The sequence below is a fragment of the Arthrobacter sp. YA7-1 genome (assembly GCF_025960325.1).
Lineage (GTDB): Bacteria > Actinomycetota > Actinomycetes > Actinomycetales > Micrococcaceae > Arthrobacter > Arthrobacter bambusae_A.
The window spans coordinates 2268831-2284828 of the sequence record NZ_CP110114.1 but is presented as its reverse complement, the minus strand read 5'-3'; the positions used below and the strand labels follow the sequence as shown (position 1 = coordinate 2284828).

Below are 15998 nucleotides of genomic sequence, written 5' to 3'. Positions count from 1 at the left end.
CACCCCTTGGGTGCCGGCCTCGGGTATTTAAGATTGGTGGTTCCATTGAGAATCCGGAAGTATACGTAGCGCCTGACAACTTGGGTGTCTTGGGTGGCTTAGCGGCCCCGAGCCGAGGTGGCAATGACGGTGACCGCGTGCTCCACCGCGTATACGGGATCCCGCGAGAGGCCCTTCACCTGGGCATCCGCTTCAGCCGTGACCTGGATGGAACGGATCAGTCCTTCCGGAGTCCAACGGCGGACATCCCGTTGCGCCTGTTCCACGAGCCATGGCTGGATGCCGAGCTGCTTGGCGATCTGTGCCGACGATCCCTGGGCACCGGCAACCTTGGCCAGAGTGCGGAGCTTCGCGGCGAGGGCGGCAACCAGTGGCACCGGGTCGACCCCGGTGGCGAGGGCATGCCGGAGGCTGGACAGGGCCTGAGGACCATTGCCGGCCATGGCTGCATCCGCAACCTTGAATGCCGTGGCTTCGACGCGGCCACCGTAGTAGCGCTCCACTGTGGCTGCGTCTACCGCTGTAGTAGCGTCCGCGATGAGCTGGTTGCATGCGGCGGCGAGCTCGGAAAGGCTGGCACCTACTGCATTGACAAGGGCCTGGACGGCTTCCGCGTCGATGCGGCGGCCGCCTGCCTTGAATTCCGAGACGACGAACGCGGTTTTCTCGGCGTCCTTTTTCAAGGGCTGGCAGTCCACCACCGGCCACCCGGAAGACTTGATGGCGTCCAGGAGCTTTTTGCCACGCACCCCGCCGCCGTGGCGAAGGACCAACACGACGTCGTTCTCCGGTTGGGCGACGTACTTCATGGCATCGGCAAGGAAGGCATCGGTCATTGATTCGAGGCCTTCGATCTCGATGAGTTTGGCCTCATCGAACAGCGACGGCGTGACGGCCATTGCGAGCGAACCGGACTCGTAGCTTCCGGCATTGAGCTTGCTGATTTCCACTTCCGGTGCCACGGTCCGCACCTGGGATCGGATCCGATCCATGGCACGGATTCCAAGGTATTCCTCGGGGCCGGTGATAAGCACTACCGCGGACGGGGCAATGTCCCGCCAGCTGACGGTGTTCGCCGCGGAGCGTTTAGCCTTGGAGACCTGGGCAGCAGCCAATGTCGCTTCCTTCCAGAAGGGTTTTTGCAGAATCCCAGTCTCCCACGTTGAGCGTCCTGGGTGGTGATCTTCAAACTTGCGGCCTGCCTTCCCGTGCGGCGGCGGGCCCCGGGACGGCTCCCGGTCCGGCGGCGGACAGCAGACTCCCCCGCGGCTATTGCGAACACTAAGCGGCGGTGCAACGACAGTACGGCGGACCCCGCCCACGTTGGATGCAGGGCTAGCCACACCAGCAGGATGGCGACAAGCGACCAGAGAGTCATGGTGGCGATTCCAATGGGACCTTCCGGCCACGGCAAAGCCGCTCCTGGGAGCCCGGCGAAGAACCTCGCGATTGCCGCCACGATTCCCGCGCTGGCCCCGGCAACGGCTATTGGAACTATTGCAAGCCAAGGAAGCAGCGGAACGAGGGGAACCGCGATTGTTCCCAGGATCGTCACCGGTGCGACAAACGGGGCAACTGCGATATTCGTCAGTAATGAGTAGCTGGAGAACTGCGGTTGCAAGGCCACGATCACCGGGCTGCATAGAAGCTGTGCGGCCAAGGGAACGGCAACGGCGGACGTGAGCCAGGAAGGCACCCAGGCCGGAGCCCAGGACGCGATGGGCCGTGCCAACAGGACAATCCCCAGGGTGGCGAGGACCGACAAGAGGAATCCTATGCTCGTGCCAAGTGAGGGATCCAGGATGAGCAGGCCGGTCACGGCAAGGCAGAGAAAGCCCAGGCTCCGGCCCCGCCTGCCGGCACTGAGCGCGCTGAGGCCGATCGCACCCATGACGGCCGCCCTCAGGACGCTCGCGTCCGGCCCCACCATCATGACGAAGGCCGCCAAGCCACCCAGGGCCGCGGTTGACGCCACTCCCCTGGCAAGTCTGAAGCTCCTTGCCAGTAGCACCAGGCCGCCGAGGATGAGGCTGCAGTTAGCGCCACTGACCGCCGTGAGGTGCGTGGTCCCGGTGGTCTTCATGGCCGTTTCCAGGCTTTCGTCCAAACCGGTGGTGTCGCCCGTGACCATTCCGGGTAGCAGTCCGGCTGCGTCGCCGTGCAACCACTCAGCGGCGGAACTGAATTGTTTTTTCAATTGAGCGGGACCTTGGGGAATGTTGGCAAGTGCTTCCGGCCTGTTGTGTGCGTCCGGACTGTGCCGCGGGTCCGGCCGCATGGGCGGGGTGGCGGCGGTAAGAACACCGGTCTCGACTTGTCCCGCCTTTGGAGGCTTTAGCTTTCCGGCGGTTCGCACCTCCTGTCCCGTGACCACCCGGTCCCAGCCTTCCCCTCCTGTCAGCAGAATCTTCGTGCGGGCGCGGGTCAGCATGCCGTCGGCCGCAATATCAATGATTTCGGCTGGCACGGCCCACCGTGCCGATCCGCGTGAATCGGTGCCTAGCTCGCGCGGCTCACCCACTATCACCGCATGAATGACAACCGAGTCGCGCGACGCCGCAGCCTCGGCAACCGGACCTTCTTGGCGCGGTCCGGCATCCATTGCTGCGTGGGCGGCCACGGCCGCCCCGAACAGGCACGCGACGGCCAGAGTGGCGGGAAACGTCCTCAAGCTTCGGGCGGCCATGGACCGGGTGGCGAGAAGAACACCCGCGGCGGAGAGCAAAGCCACGCACATGATTCCTGTCCACAGTGAAGGTAGATAGGCGGCTGCTAGGGAAACAGCCCACGCGAGAAAGGCCGACGGGGCCAGCCGAAGGTCTACACGGCCCGGGCTCACCTTCACTCGGCTCACCCTAGACCGTCACCAAAGGCAGCAGGGATTCCATCATCTTGGGACCGACACCATCCACTGCATCGAGATCCTCTACAGCAGCGAACGGGCCGTGCTGCTCGCGCCATTCGACGATCCGCTTGGCGAGGACAGGACCGACCTTCGGCAAGGCGTCGAGTTCCTCAGCAGTTGCGGTGTTGAGATTGACTTTGCCGCCGACAGACCCGGCCCCGATGCTCCCGCTAGTTGGAGCTGAGCCAACTGGCCCGGCAATCTGCGACGGAGCCGCCTCCCCCGTCCGCGGAACGTGGATCTTCGCGGCGTCCTGCACCACCGCCGCAAGGTTGAGGCTGTTCAGCTCGGCTGCAGGATCCGCACCACCTGCGGCAGCGATCGCGTCGAACACCCGCGCTCCCGTGGGTACTCTGACAATCCCGGGATTCTTGACCGCACCCGCAACGTGGACTGTAAGCAGCTGTGCTCCATCGTCGTGTTCCGAAGCCCCGTTGCCATCGTCGCCTTTACTTTCTGTGCCCGCTTTCGGAGTTCCTCCCGCAAGTGAACTTCGGACGACGGGCTCAGTGGTCGGGTGCCCGGACCAGGACTGCCAGAGGAACCACACCACCAGCAGCAAACAAGGCACAGCCAGCAACATTGCTACGCGCCATGGCGTTCGCCACCGAAGCTGTGATGGAGAACGTGCCTCCGAGGACGGGTCTTCGGTGCCTGACTTCTGGTCCGCGTCGGCCTTGCCCGAGCCAGCCGTCATCGAGGCCTGCACAGGAAGCAGAGGCTCTGTTTCGTTGACGTGGGCCGGCTGCGCGTCGGCGTCGTGGTCGGTCGGTGGTGCAAGACGAACAGCGAACCGGAGCCGGGCGGCACTCGCAGCATCATCCGCGGGCGAGGCTCGGTTCCTGCGTGGCATATCCACGAGCCTAGGCGCCCGCATCCGCCGCAGCAGCAGGGAATGCCCCTATGTGGATACGGCCACCGCAGGATGCCTGTGGAGGATCAGTGGCCGCGGGACACCGCCTAGCCCGGTCTCATATTTGGAAGTAGTGGTTTCTTCGGGGTTTCCGCTGCGGGTCGGTGTGGGGTGGCGGGATGAACCAGGGGATGCCGTTGCGGACCTGGATGTGCCAGTCTTCCTTGTGGATCAGATGGTGGTGATGGCCGCAGAGCAAGGTCCCGTTCGCGGTGCTCGTGACTCCGTCCTGGGACCAGTACTCGATGTGGTGGGCCTCGCACCACGGGGCCGGCATGGTGCATCCGGGAAAGGCGCAGCCCTTGTCCCGGGCCGTGATGGACTTGCGGATATGCGGCGGGAAGACCCGTGAGGCCCGTCCGATGTCCAGGACCTGGCCTTCGCCGCCCAGGACCACGGGGATGATGTCCGCGTCGCAGGCGATCTTCCGCAACGTCGCGGCCGGCACGGGCCCGGTGAACGTGAAGGACCCGGTGCCGCGGCCCTGCCGGCTTGCTTGGGGGAAGAGGTCGCGTTGGTCGATGGTGGCCAGGATCGGTGGCGGGCAGCGACCCTGTGGCCAGGGCGAGCCGGCAGGCGCCGACCAACCCGTCCAGGAGCTTCTGCGCCCTCGAACGCCGGTCCAATGGTCGGGCATGCTCCGGCGCCCCGCCGCAGGAATCGGCGAAGGAATCGGCGAAGAAACCGCCGGAAGGTTCCGTCCAGGCGGGAACCGTGCCTTGGGGTTCGGTGCCGTGGGTTTCGGCGCCTTGGGGTGTGCGGGTGCGGGGGTTGGCGGCGGTGTTCATGACCGTGAGCAGCTGTTCGTATTGTTCGGCGGTGGCGAAGATTTCCACGTGCGCGAGGCCGTGCTTGGGGCGGCGCAGGAACGCTCCTTGGTGGTGGCGGAGGGATTCTTCGGACGGTTCCGGGCCGTCCTGGTCGATCGCCTCGACCCAGCGCCGGGCCACCCTGGCCAGGAAGTCCTGGTCGTTTTCCGCCGCGGTCCGGGCCAGGGCGTGTTCCATTTCCGCGGCCTTCTCCGGGGTGCACAGCGGACGCACCTTCGCCACGGCCATCGTGATGATCCCGGCCGCACCGGAGCCGATCACCCCGGACGCCACCGCCGCGGCGGTTTCCCCGTGCCGGGCAGGAACCGTTTCTCCGGTGAGGCTCCGGCCCGGCAACAGCTCCCGGGCCAGGGCGAGCCGGCGCCTGGCGTCGGCGGCACTGATCCGCAGCAACGACCGCAGGTGCTCGGCCGTGGACCTGAACTCCCCGCCCCGCGCGCTCCCCGCCTCCCCCCGTGCCGGAACCCGTGTCCATGCCGGAGCCCGCCTGCGCGTCGGCGGCCGTCTGGGCGTCGGCTGCCCAGCCGGTGGTCCAGCCCTGCGGGCTCGAGGGGTCATCGTTCCGGGCCGCGTCCAGCGCGGCTGCGGCGGCCAGTTGGAGATAATCCAGGGTCCGGGAAAGTTCCTCCACCCCGGACGCGAACGCAACAGCCTCCTCGAAACCGGTGACTCCGACATCGTCGGCCGCTTTGTCCGCCAGCGACCTCAGCGCCTCCACGGCCCCATCCAAAGCGTCCAGCCGGCCGCCGCGGCCGCCCCGGCCGGGAGGATCCAGCAACGCCAGCCCGCCCGGAACCGCGGCCAAGCGCGGACCACGGGGACGGGACCCCCCGGAAAGCCCGCGGGACGCAAGGCCCTGCCGCTTGTCGAAGTATCCGATCGCTTCCATGGAAACACTCTGCCAGGAGGCTACGACAAAGTAGGTCCGTCGCTCAGAGGGCATACACGAGCAGCCTGACCGCACTTGCGGCTGGCACGTCGTCGTGTTTGCTTAATCCGTCCCAGCTTCCGCGCTGTCGCGCAGGGGCGTCATGGCGCCAGGCGTGCTGCTCTCCCCGACAACCACCGCCAGGACCCCGAGCCCGGCGTGGGCCGCGAGAACCGCGGGCAGGGCGCTGAGCTGCGGTGGCGGGCAACCGGGGCATTTCTCTCCCAGCCGGGCCGCGAGGCGCTCTGCCTCCGTCAGGTTCCCAAAGTGATGCACGGCGAGCCGCGATTGCCCTGCAGGCCGGGCACTAACATCCGCTGCAACGATTTCTTCGAGCCGCGCGACGGCCTTCGCAGCCGAGCGCACCTTCTCGAGCGGTACGATCTTGCCGCCGTCGACCGCGAGGATCGGCTTGATGGACAGCATCGTCCCAAGCCAGGATGCGGCGGTGCCGATCCGTCCGCCGCGACGCAGCTGCTCGAGGCTCGGCACATAGAAATAGACCTTGGTGCGGGCCAATCGCTCCTCGGCGAAGTGCCGGACTTCGGCCGCCGAACGGCCGTCTGCGGCGGCAACCAGCGCGCTTTGGACGCCCATCCCTTGGGCCATTCCCACAGTGCGGGAGTCAATGACTTCGACGGGGATCGAGACACGATCAGCGGCCATCATGGCTGCATCGGCGGTGCCGGACAGCCCTGCGGAAATGTGGATGGAGACGACGGCTTCGAAACCGCGGTCCCGGGCGGCGAGATAAGCCTGTTCGAACTGGCCCGGTGAGGGCCTGGACGTCTTCACGGACGATCCCGCGGCCAGTGCAAGCGCGAGCGTCTGGGTGATGTCGTCCTCCCCCTCGCCGTAGATCTCCTCGCCCACCATGACTGGCATCGGCACGACGGCGAGGCGGCCGTCGGCAACGAACGCCTTGACCCACTCGGCAGGGAGAGCGGCAGCCGAGTCGGTAACGACGGCGGTGCGCACGACGGCGGGCGCCGGCTCAGTTCCGGCGCGGCCCGGCGTCGTGGACTGACGCAGGCGGGCCAAACGTTCCTTGAGCCACAACCATGCGGGTGGTTCGCGGTCCGTCAAGGGAGCCTCCTGGAGCTGGTGGCCGGCCGCCGGCAAGCGCCGGCGGCCGTTTTCCCGGCTAGGCCGGGACGATGTTCACCAGTTTAGGCGCGCGCACGATCACGGTACGGATGCCGCGGCCATCGAGTGCACGCTGCACGTTCTCGCTGGCCAGGGCGAGCTCGCGCAGGGCGTCCTCACTGATGTCCGGCGAAACGTCCAAGCGGTCACGGACCTTGCCCTGCACCTGCACCACGGCCGTCACAGTGTCCTGGACAAGAAGCGAGGCATCGTGGGAGGGCCAGCCGGCGTTCGCCACCGAGGCCGGGTGGCCCAGCTGGTTCCACAGGTCCTCGGCCGTGTACGGCGCGAAGAGGCTCAGGATGACCGCCACGGCTTCGACGGCTTCACGAACGGCGGGGTCTGCGCCACCGGCACCGGAGTCGATGGTCTTGCGGGTCGCGTTGACCAGCTCCATCAGCTTGGCCACCACGACGTTGAACTTGTTGTTGTCCAACAGCTCAGCGGCGTCGGCGATGGTCCTGTGGGTGACGGTGCGCAGCGCGCGGTCACCAGTGGAGACATCGACGCCGGGCTCGCTCGTGACGTCCTGGCCAAGGCGCCAGGCGCGGGCAAGGAACTTTGCGGAGCCCGACGGCGACACATCAGCCCAGTCGACGTCGTCCTCAGGCGGGGAGGCAAAGACCATGGTCAAACGGACTGCATCGACGCCGAACTTGTCGAGTTGCTCGCCAAGATCCACGCCGTTGCCCAGTGACTTGCTCATGGCCTTGCCGCCGTTGAGGACCTGCCCCTGGTTAAGCAGGGCGCTGAAGGGTTCGTCCGCGTCGAGCATGCCCATGTCGTGGATGACCTTGGTGAAGAAGCGCGCATACAGCAAGTGCAGGATGGCGTGCTCCACGCCGCCCACGTACTGGCCGACCGGCATCCAGTCATTGATCTTGGCCGGATCGAACGGTCCCTCGGTGTAGTGCGGGGAAACGAAGCGCAGGAAGTACCAGGAGGAGTCAACGAACGTGTCCATGGTGTCCGTGTCGCGCTGGGCGGCCCGTCCGCAGTTCGGGCACTCGACGTTGACCCATTCGAGTGCCGCGGCGAGTGGAGACGTTCCGCGTGGCGAGAGTGCCTCGCCGCGCAGGTTTTCGGGCAGACGGACCGGCAGCTGATCGTCCGGCACCGGCACCTCGCCGCATTCGGCGCAGTGGATGATGGGGATCGGGGTACCCCAGAAGCGCTGGCGGCTCAGGAGCCAGTCGCGCAGGCGGAAGTTGACGAACTTCTCCCCTGTGCCCAACTTCTCCAGGATGTCGATGGCTGCGGGGATGGCTTCGGCCTTGGACAGGCCGTCCAGTTCGCCGGAGTTCATCAAGGTGCCCTCGCCGGCGGTCGCAATACCGGTCTCCGCCGGGTCTTCACCGCCGGTGTTCAGGACCGGGCGCACCGGCAGGTCAAAGGCGCGGGCGAAGTCGAGGTCGCGTTGGTCGTGCGCGGGTACCGCCATGATGGCGCCCGTGCCGTAGTCGGCGAGCACGTAGTCGGCCGCCCACACCGGCAGTCTTTCGCCATTGAGCGGGTTGATGGCGTAGCGGCCGGTGAACACACCGGTCTTCTCGCGCTCAGTCGACTGGCGCTCGATGTCCGACAGCGCCTTGACCTTCTCGCGGTAAGCCATGAGGGAGTCGTGGTGTTCGGGCGTGACCAGGTCCAGCGCCAGGTGCGCATCCGCGGCGACGACGAAGAACGTTGCACCGTACAAGGTGTCCGGGCGGGTGGTGAAGACAGTGACTTCGCGCTCGGCGCGGCCATCCGTGGCTTCGATGGCGAACCGCACGTGGGCACCCTCGGAGCGGCCGATCCAGTTGCGCTGCATTGCCAGGACGCGCTCGGGCCAGCGCCCCTGGAGTTCGGACATGTCGTTCAGCAAGCGGTCGGCGTAGTCGGTGATCTTGAAGTACCACTGGTTCAGGGACTTCTTCGTGACAGGTGTCCCGCAGCGTTCGCACGCGCCGTTGACGACCTGCTCGTTCGCCAGGACGGTCAGGTCCTTCGGGCACCAGTTGACCGGGGAATCCTTGCGGTAGGCCAGCCCGCGCTCGTAGAAGCGCTTGAACAGCCACTGCGTCCAGCGGTAGTACTCCGGGTCGGAAGTGTGCAGCCGGCGGGACCAGTCGGCAGAGATCGCGTAACGCTTGAATGATGCAGCCTGCGTGTCGATGTTGGCGTAGGTCCACTCGCTGGGGTGTGCGTTGCGCTTGATGGCGGCGTTCTCCGCGGGCAGGCCAAAGGAGTCCCAGCCGATGGGGTGCAGGACGTCGAAACCCTTCTGGCGGAGGTACCGCGCCACGACGTCGCCCATCGCGAAGGCCTCGGCGTGGCCCATGTGGAGGTCGCCCGAAGGGTAGGGGAACATGTCCAGGACATAGCGCCGCTCGCGGGAGCCGTCGTCGACAGGAGTGAAGACTTTGAGGTCCTCCCAGACCTGCGGCCACTTGGCCTCCATCGAGGCGAAGCTGTAGACACCCTCCTCGGGCACCTCGCCTGCCACTGTTGACTGTGCTCCGGTTTCTGTCTCCGGCTGAACGCTCACTGCTGCCCTCTTCTGTTCTTCCATGACGGTTTTGCCTCCTGCTCCGGGTCCCGGAAGGTCCCGGACACACAAAAGCCCCTCGGCAAGGAGGGGCGGCCGCTCGGTTCGCGATGGTCTAAATCGACGTATACCGGGCGGCTAGCTAAGCAGAAGGATCGCACGCATAAAGCCACCTTACCGCTTTGTTATGTGTAGTGTGCAAACACGCAACAGACGCCGCACATCGCGCCGGTGAGCAGCGCACTAGAAAAGGGGCCGGTGACTCCCCGCCATGGTGTGGTGGGCACCGTGAAGCGGGCGGGCGGGAGTTACCGGCCCCTTTCGGGGCGAGTAGGACTAACTCGGCGGGCGGGGCAGGGGCCGCCCCATCGAAACAGGCGAGGCGGCCCCTAGCTTACGTGAGGCGGCCTCCCTCAACCGAGGTGAGGCCTACTTAACGTCCTCGTCCACCCAATCCATGGACTTGGTCACTGCCTTCTTCCAGAGGCGCATCTGGCGGTCACGCTCGGCGCCGTCCAGCTGCGGCTCCCAGCGCTTGTCCTCGCCCCAGTTCGAGCTGAGTTCGCCGAGGTCCTTCCAGAAGCCGACGGCGAGGCCCGCTGCGTAGGCGGCACCCAGGGCCGTGGTCTCCACGACCTTCGGACGGACCACGGGCACGCCCAGGATGTCTGCCTGGAACTGCATGAGCGCCTCGTTGGCCACCATGCCGCCGTCGACCTTCAATTCGGTCAGCGGAACGCCCGAGTCCGCGTTGACGGCGTCGAGCACTTCGCGGGTCTGGAAGGCGGTGGCCTCCAAGGCCGCGCGGGCGATGTGGCCCTTGTTGGCAAAACGGGTCAGGCCAACGATGGCACCGCGGGCGTCGGCGCGCCAGTACGGGGCGAACAGGCCGGAGAACGCGGGCACGATGTAGACGCCGCCGTTGTCCTCGACGCCGGCAGCCAGCGTCTCCACTTCGGGCGCGGAGCTGATCATGCCGAGGTTGTCGCGGAGCCACTGGATCAGTGAGCCCGTGACGGCGATGGAACCTTCGAGGGCGTAGTGCGGTTTGGCGTCGCCCAGCTTGTATCCGAGCGTCGTCAGCAGGCCGTTCTTCGAGTGGACGATTTCCTCGCCCGTGTTGAAGATCAGGAAGCAGCCGGTGCCGTAGGTGTTCTTGGCTTCGCCTGCCTGGAACGCCGCTTGGCCGAACGTTGCTGCCTGCTGGTCGCCCAGAATGCCTGCGACCGGCACTTCGCGCAGCAGCTGCGAGGTGTGCACCGTTCCGTAGACCTCGGAGGAGGACTTGATGGCGGGCATCATCGACGCCGGCACGCCGAACGCATCCAGGATCTCCTGGTCCCATTGCAAGGTGTCGAGGTCCATGAACATGGTGCGCGAGGCATTGGTGACGTCCGTGGCGTGCACGCCACCGTCCACGCCGCCCGTCAGGTTCCACAGGACCCAGCAGTCGGTGTTGCCGAAGACGAGGTCCCCGGCTTCAGCCTTGGCACGCGCACCCTCGACGTTGTCCAGGATCCACTTGATCTTGGTGCCGGAGAAATAGGTAGCCAGGGGCAGGCCGACCTTTTGCTTGAACCGCTCGGGTCCGCCGTCCTGGCCCAGTTCGTCCACGATGGACTGTGTGCGGGTGTCCTGCCAGACGATCGCGTTGTAGATGGGCTCGCCCGTGTTCTTGTCCCACACGACGGCGGTTTCGCGCTGGTTGGTGATGCCGACGGCGGCGATGTCGTGCCTGGTCAGGTTGGCCTTGGACAAAGCGGAACCGACGACCTCCCTGACGTTGTTCCAGATCTCCACTGGGTTGTGCTCTACCCAACCGGCCTGGGGAAAGATCTGCTCGTGCTCCATCTGGCCCGTGGAGACAATGTTGCCGGAGTGATTGAACACGATGGCACGCGAGCTGGTGGTTCCCTGGTCAATGGCGATGACGTATTGCGACATTGTGACGTCCTTGTCTGCTTGCTTTGGTGGATGCGGGATTGGTGTCTGAGCGGTGTACTACTTGGCGACCGTGGCCATGATCGGTATTGAGTGGGCGACGAGTCCGGCGATCATTCCACCCAGGAGCGGGCCCACGATCGGAACCCAGGCGTAGGCCCAGTCGCTGGAACCCTTGCCCTTGATCGGCAGAATAGCGTGGGCGATACGCGGACCGAGGTCACGGGCGGGGTTGATCGCGTAACCCGTCGGGCCGCCGAGCGAAGCGCCGATGCCGACGACGAGCAATGCCACCGCGAGCGGCCCCAGGCCGGAGGGAGTGCCTCCGAAGGTCAGGATCACGAAGACCAGCACGAACGTGGCGATGATTTCGGTGACGAGGTTCCAGGGGTACGAGCGGATGGCCGGTCCCGTGGAGAAGACAGCAAGCTTGCTGGCTGCCAAGGGCTCGGCGTCGAAGTGCTGCTTGTGGGCGAGCCAGGCGAAGACGGCGCCAAGGAAGGCACCGAGCAGTTCTCCACCGAAGTAGGTGAACGTGGATGCCGCACTCACGGCCACCCCCGGGGCGAACTCGGCCTTGCCGTCAACCAAGAGACCAAGCGTCACTGCCGGATTCAGGTGCGCACCGGACATGGCCGCCACGTATACACCGGCAAACACTGCAATGCCCCAGCCAAAATTCACCATCAGGAATCCGCCATTGTTGCCCTTTGTGCCCTTGAGCGCGACGTTTGCCACAACGCCACAGCCAAGGAGGGTAAGCATGCCGGTTCCGAACACTTCGGAAAGGAAAACAATTCCGAGAGACATCTTTGACTCCTCATTTTCTTCTGTTGTCAGCCCTGCAGGTTTTGTGGGGGCCGTTGGTCCGGCGTCTGTTTCCGCCGTCCCGGTTGCGGCCCTCCTTTGCCGAGCGGAGCACCGCAACCCTTGCGTCCGGGCTTCTTGCCCCGAACAATCAAGCTGATGTGACGTACATTACGTTCATGCGACGAGGCTGTGAACAGTCACGCCATGAAAATGCAGAAGCACCTCCTGCGCGTGATGGATTTCCGCTTCGCGCTTTGCTGCATCCCAGCCGAGCCGGACTGCGAGGACCTCGGCGATTTCGTTGAGGAGCTCCCCCGTCACGAGGCCCCGGAAGGCCAGCGAAGTGCGGCGGATGAGGACATCCACGAGGTGACCGATCTGTTCCTTGGCGGCCATGAACTCGAGCTCCCGAACGCTGAGCTCGTCCGTGGACCGGAGCTTCCGGTCCTCGCCTGCCTTGAGGTACGCAATGACGTCCTCGGCGCGGGTGCCATAACGTGTCAGCAGGCCGCTGACACGATCGGCACCGAGGCCGGGCGCCATGTGCTTCTTGACCCAGTCCTGGATTCCGTCCTCACTGTCCGGGAAACCCAAGCCGCCGCCGATGGCGAGTTTCGCCGTCGAAACCTTTCGCTCCATGCCCAGTTCCCGGAGCACATCGTTGCTCAAGTGTTCGGCAAGGGCCCGGAAAGTGGTCCACTTTCCGCCGATCAATGAAAGTACGACGGCGGCCTTGCCGCCTTGGGCAACGGCCGCGCCGGACGCTTCCCGCGTGCTTCGCTCGATGCGGTAGTCGCGGGATACGAAGCCCGGCTGGGTATCGTCGTGGCGCGGGAGAGGTCGGACGCCGGCGAAGCTGTAGACGATCTGGCTGCGCTCGACCGTGATCGACGGGAAGACATGTCCGACGAGGTCGAAGAAGTAGTCGATCTCGGCTTCCGTGCACACGGCATCCTGGGCCATGTCCGCCTCGACGTCGGTGGTGCCGACCAGGACGCGGTCACCCATTGGATAGATCAGGACGATCCGTCCGTCCGTGTGTTCGAAGAAGATCTCGCGGCCTCCGCAGGCTGCGAGCAACTCCGGGTGGTCCAGGACAATGTGGGAACCCTTGGTTCCGCCCATGAATCGGCTCGCGGCCCCCATTGACTCGTTGGTGAGGTCCACCCAGGCGCCGGTGGTGTTGACGATCACGTCGGCCTGGAAGCTGAATTCCTCGCCCGTGAGTTCGTCGCGCAGCACCACAGCGCCGGCGGAACCAGCGGCGGTGTCCGTCGAAACGAGGGAGACGTAATTGCTGGCCCGGGCGCTGCCGCCTGGTAAGCCGCCACCGATGCCCGCCTTTTCTCCGTCCTGCAGCACATCGAGCGTCAGGCGCTCCGGGTTGTGCACGGACGCGTCAAAGTAGGTGGCTGCGTACTTGATGCCGGGGTGCAACCGCGGCAATTCGGCCAGCGCCCTCTCCCTGCCGCGGAACTGGTGGCGCGGAACGCTGCCTCCGTCGCGGGAGAAGAAGTCGTACATGCCCAGTCCGAGCTTGATGAGGAACGCGCCACGCTCCTTCGGCTTGCCTTGCTTGTGCGTGAGGAAGCGCGTGGGGGCGGACAGTATCCCGGAGAAGGTGCTGAAGATGGGGATGGTTGTCTGCAGCGGCTTGACGTAATGCGGGGCGATCTTCAACAGCCGGTTGCGCTCGACGACCGATTCCTGGACGAGCCGGAATTCCCCGTTCTCGAGGTAGCGGATGCCGCCGTGGATCATGTGGGATGAGGCGCCGCTGGCGCCCTGGCAATAGTCACCGCGTTCCACGAGGGCGACGTCCACGCCTTGCAATGCCAGATCACGGAACGTTCCGACGCCGTTGATGCCGCCTCCGATGATCAGCACCTGGGCCTTCGGCCGCTGGCGGAGTGCCGAAACCGAGGTCCGGAGTGGTGATTCTGCTGCGGAACCGGAATTGCTGGTGTATCCCAAAACTGCTCCCTTGGGCTTTGGTGTATGCGCTGCATCACTTGACGTCGCACCTTGCACAACTATTCTTCGAAGGAATGGAAAATGAAATCAAGCTATTTGCACAAACGTGCAGAACGGAACCGAGATGCCACGATCACGACATTCAGAGGCCCTTCGGGCGGCTCAGATGTACTACCTCCAAGACCTCACGATGGACGCCATTGCCCGCGAACTCCGGACCTCCCGCTCAACCGTCTCCCGACTGCTGTCCTCGGCCCGCGAATCGGGACTGGTCCAGATCCAGATCCGCAGTCCCCTTGATTCCGCCCCCGAACTGGAGCGCATGATCCGCAGCCACTACGGCGTCGATGTGCACGTGGTACCGGTCCTGGACACCTTGAACGAGGCGGAAACCCTGGACCGGGTGGCGACGCAGGCCGCACGCACCATCGGTCCCCTCGTCGATTCCAACGCCATCATCGGAGTGGCCTGGGGTGCGACCATCAGCGCCGTCAGCAGGCACCTGACCCGCAAGATCACGCACGGCAGCACTATCGTGCAGCTCAACGGCGCCGGCAACATGCAGACCACCGGCATCACCTATGCCAGCGACATCATGCGTCGTTTCGGCATCGCCTACGGGGCGCGGGTGGAACAGTTCCCGGTGCCCGCTTTCTTCGACCACGCCGCCACGAAGACCGCCATGTGGAATGAGCGCAGCGTCCAGCGCGTGCTCGACCTCCAGGCCAGGATGAGCATCGCCATCTTCGGTGTCGGCTCGGTGCATTCGGACTACCCCAGCCACGTCTACGCAGGCGGCTACCTCGATGAAACAGACTTGAACCTGCTTGCCAGCTTGGACGTCGTGGGCGATGTTGCCACCGTCTTCTTCCGTGCCGACGGCTCCTCCGACGGCATCACCCTCAACGAGCGGTCCACCGGCCCAAGCCACGAGCAATTGCGGCAGGTCCGCCGCCGCATTTGTGTCGTCTCGGGTGCCTCCAAGATCAACGGGCTGCGCGGAGCCCTTGAAGCGGGGCTGGCAACGGATCTGATCCTGGACGAGGCCACAGCGAAGCACCTGGTCAGTTTCGGCAGCCCGTCCTGAAAAACTGAAGGACCCTGAAACATTCCCGGCATCGAGGTAGGTAGAGTCTTGGCTATGAAACCCTCGCCTCGGCTCAATCTCAACAACGGTGTCTTGATTGACCAGTTGGGGTTCGGGCTCTACAAGGTGCCCCCGACGGAAACCACGTCTTTGGTCGCCACTGCGCTAGGCGCCGGCTACAGGCATTTCGACACAGCCGCAATGTATGGGAATGAAACCGGCGTCGGCCGCGGCATCGGCAGTGCTGTGATATCCCCGCCGGGAGTGGACAGCAACACGGGAGGCTCCGGGGAGGGCACTCACGGACTCTCCCGCGAAGACGTTTTTGTCACCACCAAGCTCTGGAACGACGACCAAGGCTACGACTCCACGCTGCGCGCCTTCGATTCCTCCATGGCCAATCTGGGCCTCGACTACGTCGACCTGTACCTCATCCATTGGCCGTGCGCGGGGCGCGGCTTGTTCCAGGAGAGCTACCGCGCCATGGAAACCCTGTACCGCGAAGGCCGCGTGCGCGCGATCGGAGTCTCCAACTTCCAGCCGGCCCATCTCGAGGCACTCATGGAAAAAGCCGAAGTGGTTCCAGCCGTGAACCAGATTGAATTGCACCCGTGGTTGCAGCAGACCCGGCTCCGCACGCTCCACGAGCAGCTGCGCATCCGCACCGAGGCGTGGAGCCCTCTGGGCCGGGGCCAGGTCCTCCAGGATCCGGCCGTCCGTGCACTCGCGGACAAGTACGGAAAGACACCCGCGCAAATCATCATCCGCTGGCACCTCCAGCTGGGAAACATCGTCATCCCCAAAGCGAGCACCGCGGCACGCATCCAGGAGAACTTCGACGTCTTCGGCTTCGAGCTTGATGCCGACGACATGGATGGCCTGGCCGCACTCGAACGCCACCACCGCACCGGGTCACACCCGGACAACGTCAACTAGG

At 65.3% G+C, this 15998-nt stretch carries 11 protein-coding genes and 1 pseudogene; 2 read left to right on the top strand and 10 right to left on the bottom strand.

What is annotated here, in order from left to right; translation table 11 throughout:
* Nucleotides 1-98: 98 nt before the first annotated feature.
* From holA to OIT41_RS10690, 10 genes and pseudogenes are all read right to left on the bottom strand, one after another.
* Entirely contained in the window at nucleotides 99-1115 is a 1017-nt protein-coding gene (gene holA, locus OIT41_RS10730) for a DNA polymerase III subunit delta (RefSeq protein ID WP_241710235.1), read from the bottom strand.
* Nucleotides 1034-2731: a ComEC/Rec2 family competence protein gene (locus OIT41_RS10725; RefSeq protein ID WP_264636450.1), complete on the bottom strand. Its 1698-nt coding sequence runs from the start codon at nucleotides 2729-2731 to the stop codon at nucleotides 1034-1036. Before OIT41_RS10725 ends, holA begins: the two co-directional genes overlap by 82 nt.
* Nucleotides 2732-2855: 124 nt before the next feature.
* Nucleotides 2856-3758: a helix-hairpin-helix domain-containing protein gene (locus tag OIT41_RS10720; protein WP_264636449.1), complete on the bottom strand. Its 903-nt coding sequence runs from the start codon at nucleotides 3756-3758 to the stop codon at nucleotides 2856-2858.
* A gap of 118 nt (nucleotides 3759-3876) precedes the next feature.
* Nucleotides 3877-4095 (bottom strand): HNH endonuclease, encoded by a 219-nt coding sequence (locus tag OIT41_RS20985; protein WP_413542328.1) that lies wholly within the window; start codon nucleotides 4093-4095, stop codon nucleotides 3877-3879.
* A gap of 319 nt (nucleotides 4096-4414) precedes the next feature.
* Nucleotides 4415-5206, bottom strand: a pseudogene (locus OIT41_RS20980) (DUF222 domain-containing protein); the annotation flags it as partial.
* A gap of 433 nt (nucleotides 5207-5639) precedes the next feature.
* The gene (locus OIT41_RS10710; RefSeq protein ID WP_264636447.1) at nucleotides 5640-6662 is read right to left on the bottom strand and encodes a DegV family protein; all 1023 of its coding nucleotides are present in this window, start codon (nucleotides 6660-6662) and stop codon (nucleotides 5640-5642) included.
* A 58-nt stretch (nucleotides 6663-6720) separates the two neighbouring features.
* Nucleotides 6721-9249: a leucine--tRNA ligase gene (gene leuS / locus OIT41_RS10705; RefSeq protein WP_264637955.1), complete on the bottom strand. Its 2529-nt coding sequence runs from the start codon at nucleotides 9247-9249 to the stop codon at nucleotides 6721-6723.
* 429 nt (nucleotides 9250-9678) lie between these two features.
* Nucleotides 9679-11193 carry a glycerol kinase GlpK gene (glpK, locus tag OIT41_RS10700; protein WP_264636446.1) on the bottom strand — a complete coding sequence of 505 codons (1515 nt, stop codon included), beginning with the start codon at nucleotides 11191-11193 and terminating at the stop codon, nucleotides 9679-9681.
* Between the two features lie 57 nt (nucleotides 11194-11250).
* Nucleotides 11251-12000 (bottom strand): MIP/aquaporin family protein, encoded by a 750-nt coding sequence (locus OIT41_RS10695; protein WP_078109011.1) that lies wholly within the window; start codon nucleotides 11998-12000, stop codon nucleotides 11251-11253.
* A 174-nt stretch (nucleotides 12001-12174) separates the two neighbouring features.
* Complete coding sequence (locus tag OIT41_RS10690; protein WP_264636445.1) at nucleotides 12175-13974, bottom strand: glycerol-3-phosphate dehydrogenase/oxidase; 1800 nt, start codon at nucleotides 13972-13974, stop codon at nucleotides 12175-12177.
* Nucleotides 13975-14098: 124 nt separating this feature from the next.
* Here OIT41_RS10690 and OIT41_RS10685 point away from each other — a divergent pair, with 124 nt between their 5' ends.
* Together OIT41_RS10685 and OIT41_RS10680 are read left to right on the top strand one after the other, a co-directional pair.
* Entirely contained in the window at nucleotides 14099-15061 is a 963-nt protein-coding gene (locus OIT41_RS10685) for a sugar-binding transcriptional regulator (RefSeq protein ID WP_264636444.1), read from the top strand.
* 54 nt (nucleotides 15062-15115) lie between these two features.
* Nucleotides 15116-15997, top strand: a complete 882-nt coding sequence (locus OIT41_RS10680) for an aldo/keto reductase (RefSeq protein WP_264636443.1) — start codon at nucleotides 15116-15118, stop codon at nucleotides 15995-15997.
* Nucleotide 15998: the final 1 nt, after the last annotated feature.